The 26,249-nt window shown below is 63.7% G+C and carries 21 protein-coding genes; 16 read left to right on the plus strand and 5 right to left on the minus strand.

Features of this window, described 5'->3' with window-relative positions; genetic code table 11:
• The 6 genes from hisD to hisIE are packed head-to-tail and all read left to right on the plus strand — an operon-like array spanning position 1 to position 5,185.
• Positions 1 to 1,305 carry a histidinol dehydrogenase gene (hisD, locus tag OA2633_RS01665; protein WP_009800736.1) on the plus strand — a complete coding sequence of 435 codons (1,305 nt, stop codon included), beginning with the start codon at positions 1 to 3 and terminating at the stop codon, positions 1,303 to 1,305.
• Positions 1,302 to 2,498, plus strand: a complete 1,197-nt coding sequence (gene hisB / locus OA2633_RS15090; protein ID WP_009800737.1) for an imidazoleglycerol-phosphate dehydratase HisB — start codon at positions 1,302 to 1,304, stop codon at positions 2,496 to 2,498. Before hisD ends, hisB begins: the two co-directional genes overlap by 4 nt.
• The gene (gene hisH, locus OA2633_RS01675; RefSeq protein WP_009800738.1) at positions 2,498 to 3,097 is read left to right on the plus strand and encodes an imidazole glycerol phosphate synthase subunit HisH; all 600 of its coding nucleotides are present in this window, start codon (positions 2,498 to 2,500) and stop codon (positions 3,095 to 3,097) included. Before hisB ends, hisH begins: the two co-directional genes overlap by 1 nt.
• Positions 3,094 to 3,819, plus strand: a complete 726-nt coding sequence (hisA, locus tag OA2633_RS01680) for a 1-(5-phosphoribosyl)-5-[(5-phosphoribosylamino)methylideneamino]imidazole-4-carboxamide isomerase (protein WP_009800739.1) — start codon at positions 3,094 to 3,096, stop codon at positions 3,817 to 3,819. Before hisH ends, hisA begins: the two co-directional genes overlap by 4 nt.
• Entirely contained in the window at positions 3,813 to 4,580 is a 768-nt protein-coding gene (gene hisF / locus OA2633_RS01685; RefSeq protein WP_009800740.1) for an imidazole glycerol phosphate synthase subunit HisF, read from the plus strand. The genes hisA and hisF overlap by 7 nt, the downstream gene beginning before the upstream one ends.
• Positions 4,577 to 5,185 (plus strand): bifunctional phosphoribosyl-AMP cyclohydrolase/phosphoribosyl-ATP diphosphatase HisIE, encoded by a 609-nt coding sequence (hisIE, locus tag OA2633_RS01690; protein WP_009800741.1) that lies wholly within the window; start codon positions 4,577 to 4,579, stop codon positions 5,183 to 5,185. Before hisF ends, hisIE begins: the two co-directional genes overlap by 4 nt.
• 59 nt (positions 5,186 to 5,244) lie before the next feature.
• On the opposite strand, the gene OA2633_RS01695 is transcribed toward hisIE, so the two are convergent.
• Positions 5,245 to 7,848, minus strand: coding sequence for a M14 family metallopeptidase (locus OA2633_RS01695; protein WP_009800742.1), 2,604 nt, complete (start codon positions 7,846 to 7,848; stop codon positions 5,245 to 5,247).
• 151 nt (positions 7,849 to 7,999) lie between these two features.
• On the opposite strand from OA2633_RS01695, the gene OA2633_RS01700 reads away from it, so the two are divergent.
• The 9 genes from OA2633_RS01700 (at position 8,000) to OA2633_RS01735 (ending at position 19,399) form a co-directional block, all read left to right on the plus strand.
• Entirely contained in the window at positions 8,000 to 10,048 is a 2,049-nt protein-coding gene (locus tag OA2633_RS01700) for a TonB-dependent receptor (protein ID WP_009800743.1), read from the plus strand.
• 91 nt (positions 10,049 to 10,139) lie between these two features.
• Positions 10,140 to 11,057, plus strand: a complete 918-nt coding sequence (locus OA2633_RS15095; protein WP_009800744.1) for a cache domain-containing protein — start codon at positions 10,140 to 10,142, stop codon at positions 11,055 to 11,057.
• A 21-nt stretch (positions 11,058 to 11,078) separates the two neighbouring features.
• On the plus strand, positions 11,079 to 11,819 hold the full coding sequence (locus tag OA2633_RS15100) for a methyl-accepting chemotaxis protein (protein ID WP_009800745.1): 741 nt from the start codon (positions 11,079 to 11,081) through the stop codon (positions 11,817 to 11,819).
• A 63-nt stretch (positions 11,820 to 11,882) separates the two neighbouring features.
• Positions 11,883 to 13,529, plus strand: coding sequence for a thiamine pyrophosphate-dependent enzyme (locus tag OA2633_RS01710; RefSeq protein ID WP_009800746.1), 1,647 nt, complete (start codon positions 11,883 to 11,885; stop codon positions 13,527 to 13,529).
• Positions 13,530 to 13,567: 38 nt separating this feature from the next.
• On the plus strand, positions 13,568 to 14,773 hold the full coding sequence (locus OA2633_RS01715; protein ID WP_009800747.1) for a glycine C-acetyltransferase: 1,206 nt from the start codon (positions 13,568 to 13,570) through the stop codon (positions 14,771 to 14,773).
• 88 nt (positions 14,774 to 14,861) lie between these two features.
• Positions 14,862 to 16,277 carry an amidohydrolase family protein gene (locus OA2633_RS01720; RefSeq protein WP_009800748.1) on the plus strand — a complete coding sequence of 472 codons (1,416 nt, stop codon included), beginning with the start codon at positions 14,862 to 14,864 and terminating at the stop codon, positions 16,275 to 16,277.
• Positions 16,278 to 16,361: 84 nt separating this feature from the next.
• Complete coding sequence (locus OA2633_RS01725; RefSeq protein ID WP_009800749.1) at positions 16,362 to 17,552, plus strand: hypothetical protein; 1,191 nt, start codon at positions 16,362 to 16,364, stop codon at positions 17,550 to 17,552.
• Between the two features lie 96 nt (positions 17,553 to 17,648).
• The gene (tdh, locus tag OA2633_RS01730; protein WP_009800750.1) at positions 17,649 to 18,683 is read left to right on the plus strand and encodes an L-threonine 3-dehydrogenase; all 1,035 of its coding nucleotides are present in this window, start codon (positions 17,649 to 17,651) and stop codon (positions 18,681 to 18,683) included.
• A 47-nt stretch (positions 18,684 to 18,730) separates the two neighbouring features.
• Complete coding sequence (locus OA2633_RS01735; RefSeq protein ID WP_009800751.1) at positions 18,731 to 19,399, plus strand: nitroreductase family protein; 669 nt, start codon at positions 18,731 to 18,733, stop codon at positions 19,397 to 19,399.
• Between the two features lie 60 nt (positions 19,400 to 19,459).
• Here the strand turns inward: OA2633_RS01735 and OA2633_RS01740 are convergent, their stop codons facing one another.
• The 3 genes from OA2633_RS01740 to OA2633_RS01750 all read right to left on the minus strand — a co-directional run bounded on the left by OA2633_RS01740 (position 19,460) and on the right by OA2633_RS01750 (position 22,931).
• Entirely contained in the window at positions 19,460 to 20,872 is a 1,413-nt protein-coding gene (locus tag OA2633_RS01740; RefSeq protein WP_009800752.1) for a methyl-accepting chemotaxis protein, read from the minus strand.
• A 65-nt stretch (positions 20,873 to 20,937) separates the two neighbouring features.
• Positions 20,938 to 21,120, minus strand: a complete 183-nt coding sequence (locus tag OA2633_RS01745) for a superinfection immunity protein (protein WP_009800753.1) — start codon at positions 21,118 to 21,120, stop codon at positions 20,938 to 20,940.
• A 137-nt stretch (positions 21,121 to 21,257) separates the two neighbouring features.
• A complete protein-coding gene (locus OA2633_RS01750) occupies positions 21,258 to 22,931 on the minus strand; it encodes a long-chain-fatty-acid--CoA ligase (RefSeq protein WP_009800754.1) in 1,674 nt (557 codons plus the stop codon).
• Positions 22,932 to 23,038: 107 nt separating this feature from the next.
• Between OA2633_RS01750 and OA2633_RS01755 the strand changes: the two genes are divergently transcribed.
• Positions 23,039 to 24,019, plus strand: a complete 981-nt coding sequence (locus tag OA2633_RS01755) for a threonine/serine dehydratase (protein ID WP_040612897.1) — start codon at positions 23,039 to 23,041, stop codon at positions 24,017 to 24,019.
• A gap of 2 nt (positions 24,020 to 24,021) precedes the next feature.
• Here the strand turns inward: OA2633_RS01755 and OA2633_RS01760 are convergent, their stop codons facing one another.
• The gene (locus OA2633_RS01760; RefSeq protein ID WP_009800756.1) at positions 24,022 to 26,202 is read right to left on the minus strand and encodes a lytic transglycosylase domain-containing protein; all 2,181 of its coding nucleotides are present in this window, start codon (positions 26,200 to 26,202) and stop codon (positions 24,022 to 24,024) included.
• Positions 26,203 to 26,249 lie beyond the last annotated feature (47 nt).

Consider the following 26,249-nt stretch of genomic DNA (forward strand, 5'->3'; position numbering starts at 1 on the left):
ATGTTGACCCGAATTGAGTGGAGCCAGGCGGAAGCGCAAACGCGTCGGCGTCTGTTCGAGCGACCGTCTCTGGGTTCCGACGCCGTGGCGGTGGCGCAGTCCATCCTGAATGACGTGCGCGAACGCGGGGATCAGGCGGTTCGCGAGTATGCCGAGCGTCTGGATGGCTGGGCGCCTGAGACGGGCTTTCAGGTTCCGACATCGGAGCTGAAGGCGGCGGCGGATGCGCTGTCGGACGCGGACCGCGAGGCGATCCTGGCCGCTGCGGACGCCGTGCGGACGTTTCACGCCGAGCAGGGGTATCGCGCCTATGAGGTGCAGACCTGGCCCGGCGCACGCGCGGGTCGGCGGGTCACGCCTCTGGATGTGGCGGGACTTTATGTCCCCGCCGGCACGGCCCCGCTCGTCTCCACCCTGATCATGCTGGCGGTTCCCGCTCAGCTGGCCGGCGTGCCTCGGATCGCGGTGATCGCTCCCCCGCGCAAGGGGAGCGGCGTGGAGCCGACCGTCCTGGCAGCGGCGTTCTTGCTGGGGGTCGAGGAAGTCTATGCGATTGGCGGCGCTCATGGCGTTGCTGCGCTTGGCCTGGGCGTCGCCGGTCTGCCCAAGGCTGACAAGATATTCGGCCCGGGCAATGCCTATGTGGCCGCCGCCAAGGCGCTGTTGGCGCAAAGCCCGGATGGCGCGGCGGCTGATTTGCCTGCGGGCCCGAGCGAAGTGATGGTGATTGCGGACGACGCCGCTGATGCTGAGCTTGTGGCGATCGATCTCCTGAGTCAGGCTGAGCATGACGTACTGGCCCAGGTTGTCCTCGTCGCGTACTCGGAAGCGTTCGCCAGCCGGGTTGAGGCCGAGATCGAACGCCTGCTGGGGATTCTGCCCCGCGCCGACACGGCCCGCGCCGCGCTCGCCAACTCCCGTGTCGTTCTGGTCGGAACGGACGATGAAGCCGCGGAGGCGGCGAACGCCTATGCCAGTGAACACCTGATCATACAGACACGGGATCCGCGCGGGCTGGCGACCAGGGTGCGTCACGCCGGTTCGATCTTTCTGGGGCCCTGGACGCCGGAAGCGGCGGGCGACTACGCCGCCGGGCCCAATCACGCGCTCCCGACGGCGGGCGCGGCGCGCGCCTATGGGGGCGTGACCGTCGAGATGTTCCAGAAAACGACGACCATGCTGGAGTTGACCCAGCAGTCGCTCGAGACCCTGGGGCCTGTGGTGGAAGGGCTGGCCGCCCTTGAAGGTCTGGATGCGCACCGCCTCGCCATGGCGCTGCGCCGAAAGAGGAAGATTGACGGATGAGCGGCGTTTTTGACCTGTCCCATCGCCCGGAAGACATGCGGGCCATGGGCGAAGCCTTGTTGCTCGACCGCCTTGAGAGTCTGTTGGAAATTCCTCAGGCCAATCTGGCGCTCGCCTCCAGTACGGATGAGGCTCGACAAGCGGTTTGGAGCAGTGATCTGACGCTGGCCCACGATTTTGGGGCGGATGGCGTGATCGCACTGGACGAACCCGCCCAGCCAGGGCTCACGCTCTATCGGATCGGCGGTCAGCAGACCCCCATCACCGTGCTCTGCGCCATGGACGCCGAGCAGGCTGCGCTATTGCGCACCAAGCTGAATGCCGTGCCGTGCTGCCTGCTGGAAGTTGGCATGACGCAGCTGAGCCCCGGCGCGCGTCTGGCGGCGCGCAAGGATCGCGAAGAGCGCGACGCCATTCTGGCTGATATCGCCCAGGCCCTGTCCGAAGAACTGGGCGAGGTCGGACAGGTGACGCCTCGGGGACTGGTCTATGAACATTCCAATCCCATGACGCTCAAGCGTCTGGGGCTGGTCCTCGCGGAAGACGGCGAGGGGCTGGTGGGGCATGTCCGCGACGCCCAGACGGCGCGCGATCTGCGGGACTTCCTGGGTTACAAGGCCCAGAGGCGGATCGCGACCGTGCGCCGGGTCACCAAGGAGACCGAAATCACCCTGAGCGTGGATCTGGATCGCGAAGGCGCCGAGATCGAGACCGGCAACGCCTTCTTTGATCACATGCTCGAGCAGATCGCGCGCCATGGCGGCATCGCGCTGAGCGTTTCGTGCCAGGGCGATCTCGAGGTCGACGCGCACCACACGATCGAGGATGTGTGTCTGGCGCTCGGCGAAGGCTTGCGCAAGGCGCTCGGCGACAAGCGCGGCATTGGCCGGTTCGGTTTCGAACTGCCCATGGACGAGACGCGCGCGGGCGTCTGGATTGATCTGTCAGGCCGGCCCTATGCCGTCTTCGAGGGCGAGATTCCCGGCGAACGCGTCGGGGACTTCCCAGTCGAGATGTGTCCGCACGCCTTCCGCTCGATCGCGGAGAGTCTCAAGGCGGCCCTGCATGTGAAAGTCGAAGGCGAGAATGCGCACCACATGATTGAAAGCACCTTCAAGGCCTTCGGGCGTGCACTGCGCATGGCGGTTCGGGTTGAAGGCGACGCCTTGCCATCCACCAAGGGGGTGTTGTGATGACGACCGCCATTATCGACACCTCCACGGCCAACATCGCCTCGGTGCGCTATGCGCTTGAGCGGCTGGGCGCGCGCTATCGGCTGACGGAAACACCGGAGGAGGCGCAGGAGTGCGACCGCATCATCCTGCCCGGCGTGGGCGCTGCGGGGCCCGCCATGAAGCGGCTGATCGCGACGGGTTGGGCGCAGGCGCTCAGGAAAGACCAGCGTCCTCTTCTGGGAGTCTGCCTGGGCATGCAATTGCTGTATGACTACTCGGCCGAGAGCGATTGCGAGATGCTGGGACTGATCCCCGGACGGATTGAACGGCTGGATCCGGGCGCGGACGGACCCTGGCCGCACATGGGCTGGAATACGCTGACGCCGGTCAAATCGGACGAGCCCCTGCTCGAGGGGGTTCCCGCCGGGGCTCATGTCTATTTCGTGCACGGTTTCTATGCGCCGATCGGGGCGCATACCGCCGCCTCGACGCAATACGGAACAGGCATCACCGCCATCGCTCGCAAGGGCCATGTGGCCGGATGCCAGTTCCACCCCGAGCGCTCGGCCAAGACCGGCGCTCAGATCCTGACCAATTTTGTAAAGGGCGCGGCATGATCCTCTATCCCGCCATTGATGTTCTTGACGGGCGTGTCGTGCGCCTGGCCAAGGGCGATTTCGACGCCGTCACCGAATATGGCGATAATCCGGTCGCAGTGGCCGAGCTGTTCAAGGCTGCGGGTGCGGACTGGCTGCATCTGGTCGACCTGTCTGGCGCGCGTGACGGCGCGCGGCGACAGCAGGATCTGGTCCGCGCCATCGCCGATGTGGGGCTGAAGGTGCAGACCGGCGGCGGCGTGCGCACGCGAGAAGACGTACACGCCATCCTCAAGGCCGGCGCCAGCCGCGCCGTCATTGGCAGCCTCGCGGTAAGCGAGCCTCAGACCGTCATCGGCTGGATCGCGGAGTTCGGTTCTGAACATATTGCGGCGGCTTTCGATGTGAAGATCGCCGATAACGGGGTGGCCTATCCCACCCTGCGCGGATGGACCGAGCAATCGGTCACCCCGCTCGCGGATCTGTTGTCCGAGTATCGTCTGGGCGGTTTGAGCCACGCTCTGGCGACGGATGTGGCGCGAGACGGCATGCTCGAAGGCCCCAATCTGGAGCTTTATCAGGACCTCGCACACATTCGGGCTGACATGAACTGGCAGGCGTCGGGCGGCGTGTCCTCCCTTGACGACCTGCGCGCCCTGAAGGCGCAAGGCCTCTCCGGCGTCATCATCGGGCGCGCCCTGTTCGAGGGCCGCTTCACGCTCGAGGAGGCGCTGGCATGCTAGCGCGTCGGATCATTCCCTGCCTTGATGTGCGCGACGGTCGCGTGGTGAAGGGCGTGCGGTTCCAGAACCATGAGGATGTGGGCGGAATCGAGGAGCTGGCCCAGCGTTACGCCCATGAAGGGGCGGACGAGCTGGTCTTCTACGATATCAGCGCCAGCCCGGCGGGACGAACGGTCGAGCCTGAATGGGTGGGCCGAGTGGCGAAGGCCATCGACATTCCCTTCTGTGTCGCGGGCGGCATTCGCTCGCTTGAGCATGCCCGCGCGCGGTTGTTTGGCGGGGCGGACAAGATCTCGATCAATACGCCCGCTCTGGAAAATCCCGATCTCATCGACGCCATGGCGAAGGAATTCGGCTCCCAATGCGTCGTGGTCGGAATTGACAGCCGGGTGATCGATGGTGACTGGCGCTGTCACAAGAATACCGGTGATCCCTCCCGGACCTCGACCGAACATCGCAAGACGCTCGACTGGATCCGCGAGGTGATTGATCGCGGCGCCGGCGAGATCGTGCTCAACTGCATGGATCAGGACGGGGTGCGCGAAGGTTATGACATTGAGCAGCTGGCGGCCGCTCGCGAGGTCTGTTCCGTACCGCTCATCGCCTCGGGCGGCGCAGGCGCCATGGAGCATTTCCGCGACGTCTTTCAGCAGGCGGATGTGGATGGCGCACTTGCCGCGAGCGTGTTTCATAAGGCTGTCATCGCCATACCGGACCTTAAGGCCTGGTTGTCCGATGAAGGCGTGGAGATACGGGTATGAGCCTGCAGATCGACTGGAAGAAGGGCGGGGGGCTGGCTCCGGCCATTGTGCAGCACGCCGATACCGGCGAAGTGCTGATGCTGGGCTACATGAACGCCAAGGCGCTCGACGAGACCCAGGAAAAGGGGTTGGTCACCTTCTGGTCGCGCTCCAAGGAGCGGCTGTGGACGAAGGGGGAAACCTCCGGCAACACGCTGACCCTGGTGTCAGTAGCAACCGATTGTGACGCCGACGCGATCCTGGTGCAGGCGCGCCCGGCCGGACCGACCTGCCATACGGGCAGCCATACCTGTTTCGGAGAAGCGCCGGGGCCGGAGATCGGCTTTCTGGGCGAGTTGCAGCAGGTGATCGAGACCCGCGCCAAGGAGGCTCCCAAGGACAGCTATACCGCCAAGCTCCTGTCCAAGGGCGTTCTGAAATGCGCCCAGAAAGTGGGCGAGGAGGGCGTGGAGACGGCGCTTGCAGCCGCTGCTGAGGACGATGAAGCCTTGCTGGGAGAGGCCGCGGACCTCGTCTTCCACCTGATGGTGACGCTGAAGGCGCGCGGCTTGTCGCTCTCGGATGTGGTGGGCGTTCTGGAGCAGAGACACGCCGGCAAGCGCTGAGACTGTCGTCGCAGACTTGGAAAAAAAAGGCCCGGTCCGGAGACCGGGCCTTTTCCTCTCTAACCGTCGGTTCGACGGTAGGCGTTCCGGAAGTCATTCCCGAAGAAGATGGCGTTCATCATAAGACGCGCCGTGCCGCGATAATACGCCCGGTAATAGGGATCATCAGCAAACAGGATGACCGATCCCGAGCCGCGGCGTTCGGCGTATAGCGCGCCCTGGCCTGACAGTGCGCGCCGCAGCTCCTCGGAGGCATACCCGCTCAGGATCGGATCCTCGGGGGCGTAGCGAACCGGCAGGGCGAGCGGGTTGTCGCCGACAGCAAACGCCAGATCACTGGAGCGATGGCTCGGCAGACGATCATCGCGGAACCCGAACGCCAGCGGATGGCTGGTGTCGATCCGAGTGTCGAAGATGGCGCCCGAGATCTGCATTTCCGCATCCCAAGCGGCGATGTCCTCATAACGGGGCGCCGGCGCCGCGTCCGCTTCCGGGGTCTCGAGCTCGGCGATGGTCGCGCCGGAAAGCTCGTGGTCGATCGCCCACCGGGCGGCGTTGCCGGTTGCGATCAGCGTGCCGCCGCTGCGCACCCAGCGTCCCAGAGCTTCAGGAAAGTCATCGCTCAACCGGTTCAGTCGGCCATGGGGCAGGATGATATGCGTGTACCGGCTCAGATCAGCGCCGCCGAGTTCGGACTGATCGATCATGCTGACCGGCATATGCATGTCATGATCGAGGAGGTGCCAGACTTCCCCGGCATCGCCAGGGCTGATGCCGCGCCCCGTCACCAGCAGCACTTCGGGCTTCTCCACATTGGAGAGGGCGAAGCCGCCAAGGTCTGATCCCCGGCTGGTGCTGCCCGAGGTGACCGCATGCACCTTCACGCCGTCCTCTAGCGCGGCGCGGGTCAACAGGGCGTGGATGTCCTGTGCGTTCAACGGCTGGCGGCGCAACTCGATCATCACCGCGCCGCGTCCGATCTCCTGATCGCCGCGGGTGGTGCGGATCGTGGTCTCATCCGGAATGACACGGGCGCGAACGCCGGCATCCAGCAGTCGGTAAAGAGCGCGCGGGGCGTAGTAATTGTCCCACTCCATCACATAGCCGAGTGCGCTGGTGTCGGGCGCGGCTTCCGCCATCTCGAACCCCGTGACCACGTCACCCGTGAGCTGGCTGCGGAACTGGCCGCCGCGCAGCTCTGCATAGTCAAGATCGTAGGCGAGTGGCTGGGTCCAGCCCGACACATCGTAGAATTCGACCTTGTTGGTGATCACGCGGGTCTCGAAGAGGGCGCGCACCGTGCGGTACTGATCCTGTCGCAAGGGTACGATGAACGCCTCGCCGGGACGATACTCATGGCCCTGATGGGTAAAGCTCTGCGCCAGCTCTCTCACCTCGATGCGATGCGTCGCCAGCATGTCGATGAAGTCCGACAGACGACCGCGATCGGACGAGCCGAACACATAGGCGCGAACCGCATCGGAATTCGCCATTTGCCGGGTTTCGCCAAAGAATTCGCGCATATGGCCTTGCAGTTCAGCGCGATGGTCGTGGGCCGAGCGGATCAGGGCGATCGCCGTGCGGGCTTGCTGGGCGATCTTGTCGTCATAGCGCTGAACCCCGTACTCGGTCTCCTGGACGATGCCGCGCACTGAGCTCTGCTCGAACAGATAGGGGATCGAACCGATCAGCCCCGGATAGCTCGAGCCATATCCCAGATAGAAGTCATCAAAGAGCTCCTCACTGACATAGACCGCCCCTTCTTCATCCAGTTGGGTGTTCAGGGTCTGGTTGAGTTCAAGATTGAGGTCGAAACCGGACTGGCTCAAAAGCGGGTGAAGCCCTTCGCGCGGTCCCGGCGAGATGAAGAAGCTGGAGTTCTCGCCCATCTCGTGAAGGTCGGCGGCGACATTGGGGCGCCAGTCCTGGGTCGCGCTGACAAGTGCGCGCGCTTCGGGCTGGGTGACAGGCAGCCACTGGCGGTTGATGTCGAACCAGTAATGGTTGGTGCGGCCCCAGGGCCATTCGTAATAGTGCTCGCGATGCTGCGGATCGGCCACGGGGACATTGGCGTGATGCATGTTCGTCCACTGGGCGAACCGGTTGGCGCCATCGGGATTGATCATCACGATCTGGTGGATGACGGTCTCGTCCAGAAGCGTCTCGATCTCGGCGCCTTGCGCCGCGGCTAGGTGATAGAGAATGAGCGGCGCGGAATCATAGCCAGAGGATTCCGAGCCGTGCACGCCGTGGGTGAACTGGACAACGACCGGCTGATCTTCCGGGATCTGAGCGTTGGGCTCGCTCAGGGTGAGCTGGGTCTGGCGGATCTCTTCAAGCCGAGCCTGATTGGCGGGCGAGGTGATGGTGACGCGCAGGATGGGGCGGCCGAAATGACTGCGCCCGATGGTCTGTACGCTAACGCGGTCCGACGCGGCGGCGACAGCCTGGATGTAGGCTGCATGCATTTCAGGCGTGAAAATGATCTCGCCGCTCTGATACCCCAGAACCGCTTCGGGTGTCGGGATCGCCGCATCATAGCGGGCGTCAAAATCCAGCAGGTCCGCAATAGGTTTGGGCGTGTAGTCCGGCTCGAAATAGGCCGATGCGGCGCCAGCCGTGGGCAAGGCCAGGGCCAGCGATAGTGCAAGCGCGCGCAGCATGAGTGCAGCTCCCCTTATTGTTGTTAATTTGTAACGGTATAGAGGCCACGCCCGTGGTCAAGCATGTCTGAATGTCTTTCCGCTCTATGTTGAGGCGCGCGCCTGCCCTAGAGCAGGTCCGATCACGTCCGCCGTCCAGGGATTGTTCGCCATGCCCCGCCTTGTCCTCACGCATCTGCTTGGTTCTGTCGCCGGTCTGGCCTGGGTGTCCGGGAGCGGTTTTGCTGCGGATGCTCAGGATAGCGGGAGCCTTCGTGATGTGGTCGTGGTGACGGGGACCCGCAGCGAAGCGCTGCAAAGCCAGTCCCCGCTGGCGACTGCAGTGCTGGATCGTGAAGAGATCCAGCAGATCGGCGCTCATCATGTCAGCGAGGCGCTCAATCGCCTGCCGGGCGTCAATCTGCATCGCGGGAACGGCGCCGAGCATCTCACTGCGATCCGCTCGCCTGTCCTTACAGGCAGCCAGGGGGCTGGCAGTTTTCTCTATCTTGAGGACGGGGTGCCGCTGCGCGCCGCTGGCTTCGCCAATATCAATGGTCTGTTTGAAGCCGCCGACAGCCTGGCGGGCCGCATCGAGGTCGTCCGCGGTCCCGGCTCTGCGGCATACGGGTCCAATGCGCTGCATGGTCTTGTGAATGTCCTTACGCCCGAGCCGGAAACCGCGGGGCGCACAGTGTCTCTTGAGGCTGGTTCATACGGCCGTGCCGGCCTGCGCGCTTCACTGGGCGGCGACACCCGCTTCGGATCGGGCTGGCTGGGGTTGGGGCTGCGTCATGAAGATGGCTGGCGCGATGACGCCGCCCTGGACCGTCGGGTACTGCAGGCGCGTCTGGATGGCCGCTCTGCTCAGACCGACTGGTCATTGCGGGTCTCGGCTGTGGATCTCGAGCAGGAGACCGCGACCTTCGTCAACGGATTCCGGGCCTATGAGGATGAAGGCGCGTCACGTCGGAACGCCGACCCGGAAGCCTTCCGCAACGCTTATGCCTTGCGGGCGGCGCTGCATCTCGAACGCTCGCTGTCCGAGACGCTCAGCGCGCAGACAGTGCTTTTCGCACGCAGCAACGACATGCAGTTCAGAATGCATTTCCTGCCGTCCGAAGCGCTGGAAGACAGCGGTCACGATTCCGTTGGGATTCAGTCCGCACTGGTCTGGACGCTGGATCGCAGCGTGATCCGTCTCGGGGTTGATGCAGATTTGACGGAGGGCGTTCTGAGCGAAATCCAGACCCGTCCAACTCTCGGGCCGTTTGTTCAGGGCGTTCACTATGATTACGAGGTCAGCGCCCGGACTCTTGCAAGCTTCCTGATGGCCGAGCTGCAGGTGACGCCCCGCTTGCGGCTCGACGCTGGCGTGCGGTGGGAAGGCACGCGCTATGACTACGCCAATGCTGCCCCGGATGGCGTGGTCGGTCGTTATCTTCGGCTTCCGGATCGGCAGGATTCCTTTGACACATTGGCTCCCCATGCCGGCTGGATCTATACGGTCAATGACGTGGTCTCCGTGTTCGGGCGCGCCGCGCGAGGCGTCCGCGCCCCCCAGACCGCAGAGCTCTACCGGCTTCAACCCGGTCAGAGCGTTGAAGGCATCGAGCCTGAAACCCTGGACAGCCTGGAGAGCGGCATTCGCCTCAATTCGACGAGCGGGCGTTACCGGGTGGAGCTGACGGGGTATGTCATGCGCAAGGACAATGTCATTCTCCGTGATGCGGACGGTTTGACTGTTACGGGTGCGAAGACCCGTCATCACGGCGTCGAGCTTGAAGCAGGGGTTTCGCTGACCGATCAAATCCGTCTGCAAGGCGCAGTCAGCTGGGCCGTGCATGAATATGATTTCAATGGCGGGGCCAGTGCAGGATCAGAGCAGATCCGCAAGGGGGCGCGGATCGATACGGCGCCGGAATGGCTGTCAAACCTGCGTCTGATCTGGGATGCGACAGACCGGCTCCGCTTCGAGACCGAATGGGTGCATGTGGGCGAGTATTTTGCGGATGCTGGCAATACCGCGCTCTATGACGGCCACGATCTGTTGCATGTCAGGGCTGCTGTGGAAGTGCGGGACAATCTGTCAGTATATCTCGCAGCAAGAAATGTTCTGGATGAACGATATGCAGAGCGCGCCGATTTTGCTTTTGGGCAATACAGATATTTCCCGGGTGAGCCTCTGACCTTGAATCTGGGTGTCCGTTACGGGTTTTGATCGCTCTTTCTGGCAATGAATTCAATAAATAATGATGCGTTAACAGACTCGCTCTGAACTCTCCGGGCATACGGCTCCGGGATACAGAACCATGCTGAAGAATGCATCCATTGGTCAGAAGCTCTATCTTGCGGGCGCCGTCATGGCGTGTTTGCTCGTCGCCCTGACGACTGTGAGCGCCGTGGAGCTTAGGCGCGGAATACTTCATGAAGTTGATCAGTCACTTAGCGATATCATAGAAATCGCATCGACAACGATGAACTCCTATCAGGCCCGCGTGGACTCCGGAGAGATGTCGCAGCCTGAAGCGCAAGCCGCCGCCATGCGGGTCCTGGGCGATATGCGGTTTGAGGGCGACAATTACTACTTCGTCTTTGATCTGGACCACGTGATGGTGATGCACGCTGTGCGTCCCGATCTCAACGGCCAGTCCATGTATGGCAATAAGGACCCGAACGGCCTGTATCTGTTCCGCGAGATGGCGCAGGTCGCCCGGGCGGACGGCGCCGGTTATGTGGATTATGGCTGGCCGCGCGCAGGGTCTGATGCGCCGGTGCCCAAGCGCAGCTATGTCGAGCTGTTCGAGCCCTGGGGGCTGATTGTCGGGGCCGGAGTCTATGTGGATGATGTCCAGGCGCGGATCTGGTCCAACATCATGGTGCTGGCGGTCGGCAATCTGGTCGTGATCCTTCTTCTGTTTGCCGGCGCCTTTCTGCTCAACCGTTCCATTCAGCGACCCGTGGCGCGTCTCTGCGGCGCCGTGGAGCGGCTGGCGCAAGGTGATACGGACACGGCTCTGCCCGAGCCGGATGGCAAGGAAGTGACGGACCTCACGAGATCGGTCAAAGTCCTGCAGGCCTCCGCGCAGGAGCGTGAACGGCTGGAAGCCGAGGCCAAGGCGGCTCGGGAGGCGCAACTTCGCCGGGCGGAGCAGATCGAGGCGCTGGTTTCCGAATTCGACAATAGCGCTGCGCTGGCGATTTCGGCCTTTGAGGCGGCGGGCGAATAACTGCGCGCCTCGTCTGATGGCATGAAGTCCAATGCGGGCGCGACCGCCGATGGAGCGCGCGTTCTGGATGGCGCTGCGCAAACCTCGGCCGAGAGCGTCGAGGTTGTGGCGGCGGCGGCTGAGGAGCTGACGGCGGCGATCAGTGAGATCAACCAGCAATCGCTGCGCTCCTCCGAGGTCTCGAAGGCTGCCGTGGAGCAAGCGGATCTGACCCGCGCCGACGTGCAGAAGCTGGCGGAGGCGGCTCAGAAGATCGATGGCATTATCCAGTTGATCGCCGACGTCACCGAACAGACCAATCTTCTGGCGCTCAACGCCACCATCGAGGCCGCGCGCGCCGGCGAGGCCGGCAAGGGGTTTGCCGTGGTGGCCAGCGAAGTGAAGGCGCTTGCCGAGCAGACTGCGCACGCCACCGAGAGTATTTCCACCGAGATCAAGGGCATTCAGAACGCGACCGAAGCCTCGGTCGCCGCCATCGAAAAGATTACCGGCGTCATTGGCGAGACCTATGAGATCGCCACCGCCATTTCCGCCGCCATGGAAGAGCAGCGGGCGGCGGCCGCGGAAATCTCAAGCTCCGCGCAGAACGCCGCAGCAGCCACAGGCGAAGTGCGCTCTGAGGTCAGTCAGGCGCAGCAAAGGGCCGATCAGGCGAGCCAGGGCGCGCGGGATCTCGATCAGGCCAGCGTCGCCGTCGCCGGTGAAGCCCAGGGTCTGAAGGCGACGATCGAGCGCTTCCTCGCTGGCGTGCGCGCCGCCTGACGCTTGCCTTGCACCGCCGGTGCGCGTTAGCAGATCGGGTCAACAATCCTGGAGACCCACATCATGCCTTCCCGCACCGGCGCCCAGCACCTTATCGACGCCTTGTCCGCCAATGGCGTTGAACGGATTTTCGGTGTTCCGGGAGAGAGTTACCTGGCGGCTCTTGATGCATTGGTGGATGCAGGCATCCCTTTCATTCAATGTCGTCACGAGGCGGGCGCCGCCAACATGGCCGAAGCCTATGGCAAGCTGACCGGCAGGCCGGGCATCTGTTTCGTCACGCGCGGACCAGGCGCCACCCAGGCCGCTGTGGGCGTACACACCGCGCTTCAGGACTCCACGCCCATGATCCTTCTCGTCGGTCAGGTCCGGCGCGAGGATGAGGGCCGCGAGGCGTTCCAGGAGCTTGATTACGGGCAGGCCTTCGCCGGTCTCGCCAAGGCGGCGTTCGAGATCCGTGATCCCGCCCGCGTGCCCGAAATGATGATGCGCGCCTTCTCGCTCGCCATGAATGGTCGTCCGGGCCCGGTGGTTGTCGGCTTGCCTGAAGACATGCTGACCGAGATTGCGAACGCGCCTGCTGCGGCGGCCTTGTCGATGGCGCGCAGTGAAGTGTCCGCTAGCACTGCCTCCGAAATCGCCCAGATGATCGATGCGGCGGATCGCCCGGTCGTGATGGTCGGCGGGCCGGGCTGGCGCGATGAAGACCGGACGGCTCTGCACGCATTTGCCGAGCAGATGAATTGCCCCGTCATAACAAGTTTCCGCGTCAAGCACCTGTTTGATAACAAGCATTCCCATTATGGCGGTGAGGCGGGCATTGGCGCTTGCCCCGCTGTCGTGGGGGCGCTGCGTGAGGCGGACCTGATCGTCGCCATTGGTCCTCGCCTCGGCGAGATGACCACCCAGAGCTATGATCTGTTCGATGTGCCCGAAGGCGTGGCGGACCGTCTGGTCCATATCCATCCGGGCGGAGAAGAGCTGGGGCGGGTCTACCGGCCGAAGCTCGCAGTCACCGCCCAGGCTGGCCCCGCGCTGAGCAATATCCACGCGGCCTCCAGGCCAGAGCGCGCCGCCACGCGCAGCCAGTGGGTCAAGCAGTGCCGCGCCGCCTATGACGCCTGGATCGAGCCGGTCGAGGTGACCGGCGATGTGAACCCGTCAATCATCTGGCGTGAAACGTCCGAGAAGCTTGGCGGTCAAGCGATCATGACCAATGGCGCAGGGAACTTCGCCGCCTGGCTGCATCGTTTCTGGGTGCACCAGTGCTGCCCCAGCCAGCTCGCCCCGACCTCGGGCGCGATGGGCTATGGCCTGCCGGCGGCGATCGCCGCCAAGTTGCATTGCCCCGACCGTCCGGTGATCGCGGTGTGCGGGGATGGCGATTTCATGATGGCCGCGCCGGAGCTCGCCACCGCCGTTCAGCACGGCGCGAACATTGTCGTTTGCGTCTTTGACAATGGCGCCTATGGCACCATTCGCATGCACCAGGAGCGCGCTTATCCGGGGCGGGTCAGCGGTACGGATCTGGCCAATCCCGACTTCAAGCTGATGGCGGAAGCGTGTGGCTGTGCGGGTTTTTTCGTCGACAAAACCGAAGACTTCGCTGCGGCCCTCGATCAAGCGCTCAATGCCGGCAAGCCCGCTCTGATCCATGTCAAGCAGAGCCTCGCGGACATCGCGCCGGGCAAGACGCTGTCGCTGAGCTAGATTGCTTTCCAGTTTCGATCTTTGAAGGGAGTCCACCCATGTCCCAGAGTTTTTACGACCGCCTGACCGAGACCCTGTCCGAGATCGAAGCGGAGGGTCTCTACAAGCGCGAACGCACCATCACTTCGCAGCAATTCTCCGAGATCGATGTGCGCGGAACCGATGGCGCCGAGCGCCATGTGCTGAACTTCTGCGCCAACAATTACCTGGGCCTCGCCAACCGGCCCGAGCTGATCGAGGCGGCGAAGACTGCGCTGGATCGCTATGGCTATGGCGTGGCGTCCGTGCGCTTCATCTGCGGTGCGCAGGAGGTCCATAAAGAGCTTGAGGCGGCGATCGCCGACTTCACCGGCCAGGAAGACGCGATCCTTTATGCCGCCGCGTTTGACGCCAATGGCGGCGTGTTCGAACCGCTGCTGGGCCCGGAAGACGCGATCATCTCCGACGCGCTGAACCACGCCTCCATCATCGATGGCGTGCGCCTGTGCAAGGCCAAGCGCTATCGCTACGCCAACTCGGACATGAATGATCTCGAGGCCCAGCTCAAGCAGGCCCGCGAGGATGGCGCGCGCACCATTCTGGTGGTCACCGATGGCGTGTTCTCGATGGATGGCTATATCGCCAATCTCAAGGACATCTGTGATCTGGCGGATAAGTATGACGCGCTGACCATGGTCGATGATTGTCACGCCCACGGCTTCATGGGCCCGAACGGTCGCGGCTCGGTCGAACATTGCGGCGTAATGGGTCGGGTGGACATCATCACCGGCACGCTGGGCAAGGCGCTTGGCGGCGCCATGGGCGGTTTCACCGCCGCAAAGAAGCCGGTCATCGACATTCTGCGCCAGCGTTCGCGTCCCTATCTGTTCTCGAACTCTCTGGCCCCGGCCATTGCGGGCGCGAGCCTCAAGGCGCTCGAAATGGTGCGTGAGGGCGATGATCTGCGCGCCCGCCTGTTTGACAACGCCAAACGCTTCCGCACCGGCATGACCGAAGCGGGATTTGACCTGCTGCCGGGCGAACACCCGATTATCCCGGTGATGCTGGGCGATGCGTCGCTGAGCCAGAAGATGGCCGACAAGCTCATGGAGGAGGGCGTCTATGTGATCGGCTTCTTCTATCCCGTTGTGCCCAAGGGCCAGGCCCGTATCCGCACCCAGATGAGCGCCGCCCACACCCCCGAAATGATCGACCGCGCCGTCGCCGCCTTCACCAAGGTGGGCAAGGAGCTGGGGGTTATCTGACCCAAATTTAATCCTGACCTGACATCTGTCAGGCTTCTCAGCCGATTTGACGTGATGTAAACCCCGGCTCAAATCGGGAGTTTACATCATGTCAATTGCTGCGCTCTCTCTTGCGCTTCTCACCGCTCAGGCGGTTCCGTCTGATGATCTCGTCATTCGCAATGTCACGATCGCCAGCCCGGAACGCGATGCGGTCCTGGCGGATCAGTCTGTAAGGATTCGCGATGGCCGGATCGTCGAGATCAGCGAGCAGCTGCTTGAGCCGCAAGGCGAGGAAATGCTGCTGGACGGGCAGGGGCGTTATCTGGCGCCCGGCCTGACGGACAGCCACCACCACGTCTCCTTCGTGCCGGGCATGGGCGCGGCGGGACTGCCGCCAGCAAATGAGCATCCTGCTCTGGTCGCAGCTTATATGACGCAACAGCCGCGCAGCCTGCTCTATCATGGCGTGACGCAAGTGCTCGACCCGGCCCCGCTGACGGGCTGGGAGGTCTTTACCGATCAGCCGCATCATCCCGATTTGCTGCGCTGTGGCGAGGTTCCGGGGCCGCATGACGGCTATCCGGTCAACCAGCGCGCGGGCGAAAACCCGGAAGGCGCCTATCCCTATGATATCGATACGCCCGAAGACGCCGCATCGGTGATCGAGCGCATGCAGACTGACGGCGCAATATGCGTGAAGGTCTATCTCGAGGACGGATTTGGGGCCGCCAATGATTGGCCCTTGATGAGTGGGGAGACGCTCGACGCCATCAAGGCCGAAGCGGATGCCCGCACCATGCCGGTTCTCGTGCACGCCAACGCCATCGACATGTACGAGATCGCGCTTGATCACGGCTTGGGTGTGATGGCGCATGGCCTGTGGAATTGGCAATGGCCCGAGGGCGATCCGCCAGTAGTGGAGACTCTCGACCGGGTTGTCGCGGGTCATGTGGGCTATATGCCGACCCTGCGCGTGATGGGCGGCCTTTCTGACCATGTGCGCCCCGGCGCACTGGACAATCCTGACCTTGTATCCGTGACGCCGTCTGACCTGATGATCTTCTATCGTCAGGGCGGGGCGGACTGGTTCGCCGATGAGCTGGCGTCTGATTTCCCCGCCGACATGCCGCGCGAGGAAATCGCCGGCATTTTCGGCTTCGGCGTGCAGCGCGGTCAGCGCGCGCTCGCCTATCTGCACGGCCAGGGCCATAAGGTGATGCTGGCGAGCGACTGCCCCGGCAGCCCCACCGCGATCAATCAGCCCGGGCTTTGCACGCTTCTGGAAATGGAAGCCATGGCCGCGGCGGGCATGAGCGCGACCGATATCTTCCGCTCCGGCACGCTGACCATTGCCAACCAGTTCGGTCTTGAAACCGAGTACGGCCAGATCGCACCGGGCTTCATCGCCAATCTGGTGCTTTTGAAGGAGAACCCGTTCGAGAGCGTGAGCGCCTGGCGCAGCATTGACGCAGTTATCCTGCATGGCGAAGTCATCGAGCGCGACAGCCTGCGAGCGCCCTGATCAGGGGAATGCGTACGGTTTAAGGTGCGCTTTGCGTGTGCGCGTGTCAGTCTGGCGTTGATGCAAGTCAGGCAGGGGGACGCCATGACCGAAACTCAGACTGCAGCGATTGCGGCCGATGAAGGCGCCGCCAACAGCGCGCGACCGGGCGATGAGATGCTGCCCTTTCTCAATAACTTCCACGACATCTTCACAACCATTGGCGTGGTGATCCTGTTCACGGGACTGAGCCTGGGCGGCGCGCAATTTCATGAATCCCTGAGACTGGAAGCGGGCTCGCTCAGTTCTCATGCCGCCGCCATCACGCTGCTGGCGCTGATCGGTCTCATGGCCTGGAGCTTGTCGGCGCTCCTCGTCGGACGCCAGCGCCGCATCCTTCCCGGCATTGTCCTGTGCTGCGTGTTTGTGGTGTTCGCAAGTCTTGCCCTGAGCTGGATCTATATCCGGCTGATCATGGCGCAGTTTGACTCCGCCGCCTTTGATGCGGCGGTCGACAGCATCACCAGCACGAGCGCGCTGTCGCGGGAGGCGTTCGACGCCATGCTGGCGGATCTGCCCTGGACGATTCGTCTGATGCCCATTGTGTTTGGCGGATCGGCGCTGGTCGTCAGCGCCTTTTACTATTCAAGCTTCCGTCTGCCGTTTGCGGGCGGTTTGACCGGACTGGCGCTTGTCAGCTTCGCCATGCTGGCCTGGCTGGTGATCGACCCCTATACGGTTGTGCGGTTCAATCCGCTGATCAATCTCCTGATGGGGCTGGCGCTGTTCCTGAGCGGCATCGCCTTCGATGCGCGGGACCCGGCGCGGACAACGCGATTGTCGGGAACGGGGTTCTGGCTGCACTTCTTTGCCGCCCCGATGCTGCTATCGGCCGCTGTCACCCTGGCGATTACGGGTGCGCAGGCGGACGGCGCGTCGCCTCTGGGGACAGGGCCTGTATTCATGCCCATGACCGAGGATGGATATGCGCTGCGCGCCGCCATTGTCTCCCTGGTCGTCATCGCCGTCTTTGCGCTCATCTCCCTCCTGATCAACAGGCGGGCCCTGATCGTCTCGGGTCTGCTGACGACCGGCGTGGCGCTGGCTGTGCTGGTCAATCAGCTGGGCCTTGATGGCGCGGGCGTGGCTGCCGTGACGCTGCTGGTGCTGGGCGGCATTGTGGTGCTCCTGGGGGTCGCCTGGACGCCGGTGCGCGGCGTTCTGACGGCGCCGTTCCCCAACTCTGGCGTGATTGCGCGGATCATTCCGCCGGTCGCGCACGGGCATGAGGGCTGATCCGGAAGCACATCAATGAGGGGCGCTCTTTTCTTTCCGCGCGGGGCGTGATCAAACCGAGCCGAGACGTCCACCTCTCAATCCGGGAGCCCCCTCATGAAAGCCCTCGTCAAAGCCAAAGCCGAAGAAGGTCTGTGGTTGCAGGAGGTCGACAAGCCGGTCGTGGGACCGGACGATGTCCTGATCCGCGTGCACAATACCGCCATCTGCGGCACCGATGTGCACATCTACAACTGGGATAGCTGGGCGCAGAAGAACGTGCCGGTGCCCATGGTTGTGGGCCATGAATTCGGCGGCGTGATCGAAGAGGTCGGCGCGGACGTGACCCGGGTCAGCCCCGGCATGCGCGTGTCCGGCGAAGGCCATGTGGTAGGCCAGAAATCGCGCGCTGTGCGCGCGGGGCGCTTCCACCTCGATCCCGACACCAAGGGTATTGGCGTGAACATGCCCGGCGCCTTCGCCGAATACCTCGTCATCCCGGCCTTCAACGTTGTGCCGCTGCCCGATGAAGTCGCGATGGAGCAGGCGGCCTTCCTGGATCCGCTGGGCAATGCGGTTCACACCGCCACCGCCTTTGATCTTGTGGGCGAGGACGTGCTGATCACGGGCGCAGGCCCGATCGGCATCATGGCCGCCGCGGTGGCGCGTCATTGCGGCGCGCGCCATATCGCGGTGACCGACATCAATCCGGATCGTCTGGCGCTTCTGGAAAAGGTCTGCCCTACGGCTGTTCCGGTGAACACCACCAAGGATGATCTCAAGGATGTGCGCGCGCGTCTGAAAATGACCGAGGGCTTTGACGTCGGGCTGGAGATGTCGGGCGCGGAGCCGGCCTTCACCCAGATGGTCGAGAACATGGTGATGGGTGGCAAGATCGCCATGCTGGGCCTGCCCGGCAAGCCGTTCAATCTTGATATGGGCAGCCTGATCATGCGCGCGATCACCTTCAAGGGCATCTATGGCCGGGAAATGTTCGAGACCTGGCACAAGATGCTGGCCATGCTGCAATCCGGCCTCGACGTCAGCCAGCTCATCACCCATCGCCTGCCGGCGACCGACTTCCAGACCGGCTTTGACGCCATGCGCTCGGGCAAGGCAGGCAAGGTGATCCTCGACTGGACGCAGGTGTAGTTCATTCGTGAATGGCGTCCGGGCGCATTCGCGATAAGAATGCGCCCATGACCCATCCCGTGACCCCGCTTGAATTTTCCGAACTGCCCGAAGCCGAAATGCGCGCGCGGGCGGAGGCGTTCTACAGCACCATGCGTCAGCGGCGCACGGTGCGCGATTTCTCCGACCGCTCCGTCCCGCGTGAGATCATCGAGACGGCGATCCTGACCGCCGGCACCGCGCCCAATGGCGCCAATCACCAGCCCTGGCATTTCACCGTTCTGGGGCAGGGCCCTTTGAGGACGCAATTGCGCGAAGCGGCGGAAGCGGAAGAACGCGCCTTCTATGAGGGCAAGGCCAGCGCGGAATGGCTTGAGGCGCTGGAGCCTTTGGGCACCGACGCCAGCAAGCCGTTTCTGGAAACCGCGCCCTGGATCATCGCCGTGTTCGCCCAACGCCGCGGCGGACCGAAGCCGGGCGATGACCGGAAGAATTATTATGTCTCTGAAAGCGTCGGCATCGCCTGCGGCCTGCTGATCGCCAGCCTGCACCAGGCGGGCCTGGCGACCCTGACCCATACGCCCAATCCGATGGGCTTCCTGACCGAGATCTGCGAACGCCCTGCATCTGAGAAGCCAATGATGCTGATCGTCTGCGGCTATCCCAAGGAGGGTGCGCAAGTCCCGCTTCACGCGCTTCAGAAAAAGGCGCTCTCCGAAATCAGCGATTTTCGTTAGCGGACAAGACGCGGGCGGCGGATTGCTCCGCCGCACGTGATGGTTCAGAACCGGGAAGCGTCAGGACGCCTTGCTGACCGTATCGGCGCTCAGCTCGCCAATAAGCCGGTCGAGCGTCTTGATCACCTCTTCGGAAGCCGCTTCCATTTCTTCAACGGCCGCTTCGGCGCCGGCGTAATCGCCTTGGGCGCACAGGCGCGCGGCGCGCTTGCCGCATTCATGCGCCCTGGCGTGCGGCGCCTCGATCGCCTGGAAGGCCGGGATGCGGCCATATTCGGAGCGGGCGGATTCATACCATTTGCCCAGACGGCAGGAGCGGTGATCTGAGAGTTCGCTCTCGCTGAGTTTCGTGGCCCCGACCAGCATGCTGTTGAGCCGCTTCTTCCAGAGCAGATGGTCGGACTTGGCGCAGTGCAGGACGAAGTTGTCGATATTGCGCTCGCTCAGGGCCGCCAGGGTCTGGCCGATCGTGGATTCGGTGCCGGCGCTGGCCTCCACCACATGTTCAACACGCTCGCGCGCGCGGGTGGCGCCGCTGGCGATCTCGCTGACAGAACTCGACAGGTTCGTGGTGGCGCTCGACTGTTCGGTGATCAGCTGGGCGATTTCCGAGACGATCCGCGCACTCTCGCGCATGGTGTCCGTCACCGAGTTTACGGCGTTTTCTGAGGCGTTCGCTGCATTGATCCCTTCCTGAACAGAACCGGAGGAATTGGAGACGGCTTCGGTGATGGCGGCCACCTGCTGCTGCAGATGATCCATGCGCTGGCGAATATCCTCGGTCGCTTTCGCGGTCTGGCCCGAGAGCGCCTTCACCTCGCCCGCAACGACTGCAAAGCCACGTCCGGCTTCACCGGCGCGTGCGGCTTCGATCGTGGCGTTCAGGGCCAGAAGATTGGTCTGGTCGGCGATGGCGGCGATCGTGTCGACGATTTCCGCGATCTGGCGCGAGGCCTGTTCAAGATCGGTGACCCGCCCGGTGATGGTTTCGAAGGCGCCGCCCAGCTGCTCGGTTTCCGAGCGGGTCAGACGCACGGCCTCAAGAGCGGTCTGGGATTGCTCAACGCAGGCGCTGAGAGAGTCGGCGCCGGTATTGGCCAGCTTGGTGATCGAGTGAATGGAGAAGTCCAGCTCCTCCACCGCCGTGGACATGCCCGACACATGGGTGTCCATCTTGCGCACTTCACCTGTCGCGCGGGCGACGGCGGCCATGGCTTCCGAGTTTTGAACCGAGGCGTTGACCGTGCGCTCAAGCTCGGCGGCGTTTCGCGCCCTGAGCTCCTGATGCAGCTCGGCGAGGGCGCTCGCCGCTTGCGGCGGCAAGCCGCTCAGCTCGGGCGAGCGACCGCATCGTATCTCGCGGATCGCCGTCGACAGGGCGTTGGCCCAGTCAGGTGCAGGCGCGTTCGCCGGTGTGGCCGTTCCGAGAGTGGCCGACGCGTTCGCGTCAGGTTTGCGACCGAAGCTGAGCATGAATTTCCCCGTGTGTTCAATATCACAGGGGTAATACTCAGATGGTAAACGCCTCGTTTATACTCTTACGCCCGGACCGGCCGCGCCACTGCGGTGAAGGACCAGATCAGGGCGATGATCCAGCCGACAACAGTCCAGCCCAGCAACAGGTTTGTCAGAAAGATCGCAAAGCTGTTGTGATGACCGCGCAAGAGCGCAATCACCGTGGGCAGAAAATTCAGCACCACCAGCAGAATCAGAACGTCCATGACCAACCTCCTTATTGTTTGTCGATAAATGTGGGGGTGGCGGGTCCGGACTTCAAGTGACGATCCCGTAAGGTCCCGGACACGAAAAACCCCGGCCTGGCAGGACCGGGGTTTCACGTCTTGCGAAAGGACGCGTGCTATTCAGGGAAGGTGTAGTCCTTGAACATCTCGCGCAGCTTGGTCTTGAGGATCTTGCCCGTTGCGCCGATCGGCATTTCATCAATGAACTCGACGCCGTCCGGCAGCCACCATTTCGGGACGCGGGTCGCCAGATAGTCGCGAATGGAATCCGCGGTCGGATTGGTGTTCGGCTTGGGCTGCACGATCAGGAGCGGGCGCTCCTGCCACTTGGGATGCGGCATGCCGATCGCGGCGGCCATCGCCACATCGGGATGGCCCATGGCCGCGTTCTCCAGATCGATGGAGCTGACCCATTCGCCGCCGGACTTGATCACGTCCTTGGAGCGGTCGGTGATGGTCATGTAGCCGTCCTGGTCAATATGGCCGACATCGCCGGTCTTGAACCAGCCGTCATCGGTGAAGCTGTCCGGGCCGGCGCCGCGATAATAGCTGTCGATGATCCACGGGCCGCGGACATGGATGTGACCGGCGGACTGGCCGTCGCGCGGCAGCACATTGCCGTCATCATCCACGGTGCGCATCTCGACGCCGAACAGGAGACGGCCCTGCTTGAGCTTGATGCCGACCTTCTCGTCCTCGGTCAGGTCCTCGTGCTTGGGCAGCAGCTTGCCGACCGTGCCCAGCGGGCTCATCTCGGTCATGCCCCAGCCTTGCTGCATCTCGACGCCATACTCGTCCTGATAGGCGCGCATCAGGGCTTCGGGCATGGCCGAGCCGCCCATCAGCACCTTCTGGACGCAATCGATGCGTTTGCCGCTATCACGCAGATATTGCAGAAGACCCAGCCAGACCGTGGGCACGCCCAGCACCTGGTTGACGGTCTCGCCCTCGATCAGGGATTGCAGGCTTTCGCCATCAAGCTGCGCGCCCGGCATCACCAGCTTGGCGCCGGCCATGGCGGCGGCATAGGGCACGCCCCAGGCGTTCACGTGGAACATGGGGACGACCGGCATCACCACGCCGTCCGCGCCCACGCCGATGGCGTCGACGCTGCAGCACGCCATGGCGTGCAGAACCGTTGAGCGGTGCGAATAGAGCGCGCCCTTGGGATCGCCCGTGGTGCCAGAGGTGTAGCACAGGCCCGCTGCGGCGTTCTCGTCAAACTCGGGGAAGTCGTAATGATCGTCTGCATTGGACAGAAGGGTCTCATAGACGTCGATCTTGGTCTTGGTTTCCGGCTTGGTCGCTTCGCCGGTCATGGCGACCCAGCGCTTCACCGTCTTGCAATGCTTGGCGACGGCGTCGACCAGCGGGGCGAAGGTCACGTCAAAGAAGACATGCTTGGCCTTGGCGTGATCGATGATCCAGGCGAGCTGCTCCGGGCTCAGGCGCGGATTGGCGGTGTGCACCACGGCCCCGATGCCGGAGACCGCGTAATACAGCTCCATATGCCGGTGCGTGTTCCAGGCGATGGTGGTGATCCGGTCGCCGGGCTTCACTTTCAAAGGGCCTGTCAGGACGTTGGCGAGTTGCTGGGTGCGCTTGTAGCAATCGGCATACCCGTAGCGATGGATCTCTCCGGTATCGGGAAGCCGGGACACGATCTCGCGTTGACCGTGGTTGAAGGCAGCATGGCGCAAGATGTCCGCAATCATCAGCGGACGGTTCATCATCTGACCGCGTAGCACGTCGTAGTCCTCCCCTGTCACCTGATGCGCGAGGCCGCGCATCGGCTCGTTTTGTTGTTGGCTCTATCAAAAGGCCCGAAAGCGCACTACGCAATCCCTTTCACATCAGTTTCTTGCAGCTGCACAACTCCGCGAAAGGCTTTGTGACCATGACCCATCCGCTTCCCGTGTTCGAAGATGTCCGTGCAGCTGCCGCACGCCTGAAAGATCAGGCGGTTCAGACGCCGCTCCTGATGAACCACGCCCTGAATGAACGCATGGGCGGACGCATATTTTTAAAAGCGGAATGCCTGCAGCGCACCGGCACCTTCAAGTTTCGCGGGGCCTTCAACGCCCTTGCGCGACTGGATGATTCGCAAAGACAGGCCGGGGTCGTGGCGTTTTCTTCCGGCAATCACGCCCAGGGCGTGGCCGAAGCCGCTCGCATTCTGGGGATCAAGGCGATCATTGTGATGCCTGAAGACGCGCCCGAGGTGAAAAAGGCGGGCGTGCTGGCGCGGGGTGCGGAAATCCGCGCCTATGACCGTGAAACCGAGAGCCGGGTCGAGATCGCGCAGGCGCTCTGCGAGACAAGCGGCGCGGCTCTGATCCCGTCCTTTGATCACCCCGATGTCATCGCCGGGCAGGGCACGTGCGGGCTGGAAATCTTCGAGACCATGAAAGCCCGGGGCGAGACGGCCGATCAGCTTGTCTGTTGTGTCGGGGGCGGCGGTCTGATTGGCGGCATCAATCTGGCGGCGGAGGCGCTCTCGCCCCGGACGCGCGTCTTCGGCGCCGAACCCGAAGGCTTTGATGATCATGCGCGCTCTCTGGATAGCGGCAAGAAGGTCGTGAATGCCCGCAAGGGCGGATCGCTGTGCGACGCGCTGCTCACCGAAACGCCGGGCGAGCTGACCTATGCGATCAACCAGCCGCGGCTGGCAGGCGTGGGCGTCATTAGCGATCTCGAAGCGCTGCATGCCGTTCGCTACGGGTTTGACACGCTCAAACTGGTTCTGGAGCCGGGTGGCGCGGCCGCGCTGGCCGCGGTCCTGTCGGGCAAGATCGACGTGAAGGACAAGACAACGGTTGTCGTTCTCACGGGCGGCAATGTGGACAGCGCCGTCTTTCAACAGGCGCTGTCCAGCTAGCCCTAGCGACGGTCTGCGCCGCCATCTTCACCGGTTTCCGGCCCGGTCAGAACCGGGGCGTCCGGGCCTTGTTCGACCTGGGCTTCTTCCATCGCGGCTTCTGCGGCCTGGGCTTCGCGCAGGGCGGCGACGAAGTCGTCGGGCAGGGCCGGCAGATCCCGGGCGAACTGGCCGGCCATATCCTCTGTGATGTTGAGCGGCGTGGTCTGCCCCTCGTTCAGACGGGCCCGATAGACCTGCAGGTTCTCGATGATGCGCTGAACGTAGTTGCGGGTTTCGGAGAAGGGGATGGACTCTACCCAGTCGATCGGGTCGATGTCGTCGGTGCGCGGATCGCCATAATTGTCGACCCAGCGCCGAACGCGATGGCCGCCCGCATTATAGGCGGCGAGCGCCATCACCAGCGACCCCTCATAATCGGTGACCACCTCCTGAAGGTGCGCCATGCCGAGGGTGAGGTTGTAGCTGGGATCATCGGTCAGCCAGTGAAAGCTGTAGGGCAGATCGAGCTGACGCGCGGTCTGACGGGCCGTCGCCGGCATCATCTGCATCAGGCCCCGGGCGCCCGCGCCGGAAATCGCCTGCGGGTCGAACTCGGTCTCCTGACGGATGACAGAATAGGTCAGCGCGGCTTCGGGCGCGACGGGCGCGGTGTCCGGCAGGTCGATCACCGGATAGGCGCGTTCGGCCAGGATCATGCCCTGCAGGCGTCCGGCCTTGGCGGCGCGCACCGCCTGGCGGATCTGCAGGTATTCCAGCGCGATATCGGTGATCATCGCCTGTTCTTCCGGCGTCTGCATCTCGTCGTCGAAATGGTACATGAAGACCCGGAACAGATAGTCCGCATCGACCTCGGCCAGAAGGCGCAGGGCCTGGATTTCGGGCCGGGCGTTGAACGCGGCGCGCTCCTCCTCGCTGGGCTGGGGGTCCGGCGGCAAATCGAGCTGCGCCGCGTCCGGACCCAGGGCGAGAATGGCGAGCTGGCCATAGTATGCGGTCGGATAGCCCGCCGCGGCGGCGAAACGCTCTGACGCCAGATCCAGCTCGCCCGAGGCTTCTGCAGCCCGTCCTTGCCAGTAGAGGGCGCGCGAGGTGGAGACGGGGGTCGTCACGCCCTCTTCAAGCCGTTCGAAATGGGCGAAAGCGACGCCGGGCTGGTCCAGCTTGGTGAGCGCCAGCCATCCGGCCAGGAATTCGGCGTCGGCGAAATCCACGCCCCGCTCCATGCCGTTGGCGGCGGCCAGCTCATAGGCGGTTTCGAAGTCACGATCCCGGATCAGGTCCAGGATCATCAGCTTGCGCTCGGTCCACATGGATTCAAGCGCGGCGTCGTTGTCATAGCTGTCGGGCAGTTCGAGCAGCAGCTCGAGCGAGGTGTCGAGCCCGCGCTGCCGGCGCCAGCGGGCGCGCTCATACACAAGACCGGGCGCCGTGCTCAGCGAATCCGGAACGGCGGCCACCGCACTGTCCACGCCATAGGACCGGCTGGCGAGGCTGATGCGGGCTTCGGCCAGACGGCGTTCGCCTGCGGACAGCTCCGGCAACAACCGGCTCGCGGCCGTGCGCTGCCCGGCCCAAAGCAGAAAATCCACCCGTGCCGCGTGGTCTTCACCGGCCAGAAGGTCGCCATGTTCGCGCAGCACCTGGTTCTGATTGGACAGTCTCAGGGTCTGGGTGCGCCAGGCGGTGCGGATCTGCTCGGCGCCTTCTTCGGCCCGACCCAGCTCGATCAGGGCTTCGCCCAGGGCCACACGGCCTTCGCCGGTGACCGGTTCGCGATCCTCGAACCAGGCCGCGATCAGGGCCGGGCTGAGACCGGAATCCTCGATCTTCCATTCCGCCTCGCGCCGGATGGAGTCATGCCGCGGCCAGCCCTCCAGCTCGTCGATGGCGCGATCCAGATCGGAAAAGGGCGCTCGGGCATCACTGACCGCGACCCGCCAGAGCAGGATATTGTCCGCGACCGGGTTGTCGATCGTGAGGATGGCCTGGCGCACCGCGTCCCAGTCATCATCATCGGCGTCGCGCATGCCATGACGGAAAGCCGTGAAGTCCGCATCGTCGAGCAACAGGGAATGGTTGGGAACAGGGGGCTTCAGGCGCGGGGACGGCGTTTGCGCGTCCGCAGCGGAAACGGGCAGGGCCAGGGCGAGCATGAGCAGCGCGGCGCGGTACGAGGTCACGGCTAACGTCCTATATTGAGGCCAGATGAGGATCAGGGTGAGGCAAG

This window comes from Oceanicaulis sp. HTCC2633, assembly GCF_000152745.1.
Lineage (GTDB): Bacteria > Pseudomonadota > Alphaproteobacteria > Caulobacterales > Maricaulaceae > Oceanicaulis.

Bases quoted from the DNA above. Each gene is read 5' to 3' on its own strand.
- OA2633_RS01725 (WP_009800749.1), top strand. From the start codon at position 16,362: ATGACCGAAACTCAGACTGCAGCGATTGCGGCCGATGAAGGCGCCGCC.
- OA2633_RS01700 (WP_009800743.1), top strand. From the start codon at position 8,000: ATGCCCCGCCTTGTCCTCACGCATCTGCTTGGTTCTGTCGCCGGTCTG.
- OA2633_RS01720 (WP_009800748.1), top strand. From the start codon at position 14,862: ATGTCAATTGCTGCGCTCTCTCTTGCGCTTCTCACCGCTCAGGCGGTT.
- OA2633_RS01715 (WP_009800747.1), top strand. From the start codon at position 13,568: ATGTCCCAGAGTTTTTACGACCGCCTGACCGAGACCCTGTCCGAGATC.
- hisD (WP_009800736.1), top strand. From the start codon at position 1: ATGTTGACCCGAATTGAGTGGAGCCAGGCGGAAGCGCAAACGCGTCGG.
- tdh (WP_009800750.1), top strand. From the start codon at position 17,649: ATGAAAGCCCTCGTCAAAGCCAAAGCCGAAGAAGGTCTGTGGTTGCAG.
- OA2633_RS01740 (WP_009800752.1), bottom strand. From the start codon at position 20,872: ATGCTCAGCTTCGGTCGCAAACCTGACGCGAACGCGTCGGCCACTCTC.
- OA2633_RS01695 (WP_009800742.1), bottom strand. From the start codon at position 7,848: ATGCTGCGCGCGCTTGCACTATCGCTGGCCCTGGCCTTGCCCACGGCT.
- hisIE (WP_009800741.1), top strand. From the start codon at position 4,577: ATGAGCCTGCAGATCGACTGGAAGAAGGGCGGGGGGCTGGCTCCGGCC.
- hisA (WP_009800739.1), top strand. From the start codon at position 3,094: ATGATCCTCTATCCCGCCATTGATGTTCTTGACGGGCGTGTCGTGCGC.
- hisH (WP_009800738.1), top strand. From the start codon at position 2,498: ATGACGACCGCCATTATCGACACCTCCACGGCCAACATCGCCTCGGTG.
- OA2633_RS01735 (WP_009800751.1), top strand. From the start codon at position 18,731: ATGACCCATCCCGTGACCCCGCTTGAATTTTCCGAACTGCCCGAAGCC.
- OA2633_RS15095 (WP_009800744.1), top strand. From the start codon at position 10,140: ATGCTGAAGAATGCATCCATTGGTCAGAAGCTCTATCTTGCGGGCGCC.
- OA2633_RS01710 (WP_009800746.1), top strand. From the start codon at position 11,883: ATGCCTTCCCGCACCGGCGCCCAGCACCTTATCGACGCCTTGTCCGCC.
- OA2633_RS01745 (WP_009800753.1), bottom strand. From the start codon at position 21,120: ATGGACGTTCTGATTCTGCTGGTGGTGCTGAATTTTCTGCCCACGGTG.
- OA2633_RS01755 (WP_040612897.1), top strand. From the start codon at position 23,039: ATGACCCATCCGCTTCCCGTGTTCGAAGATGTCCGTGCAGCTGCCGCA.
- hisB (WP_009800737.1), top strand. From the start codon at position 1,302: ATGAGCGGCGTTTTTGACCTGTCCCATCGCCCGGAAGACATGCGGGCC.
- OA2633_RS01750 (WP_009800754.1), bottom strand. From the start codon at position 22,931: ATGCGCGGCCTCGCGCATCAGGTGACAGGGGAGGACTACGACGTGCTA.
- OA2633_RS15100 (WP_009800745.1), top strand. From the start codon at position 11,079: ATGAAGTCCAATGCGGGCGCGACCGCCGATGGAGCGCGCGTTCTGGAT.
- hisF (WP_009800740.1), top strand. From the start codon at position 3,813: ATGCTAGCGCGTCGGATCATTCCCTGCCTTGATGTGCGCGACGGTCGC.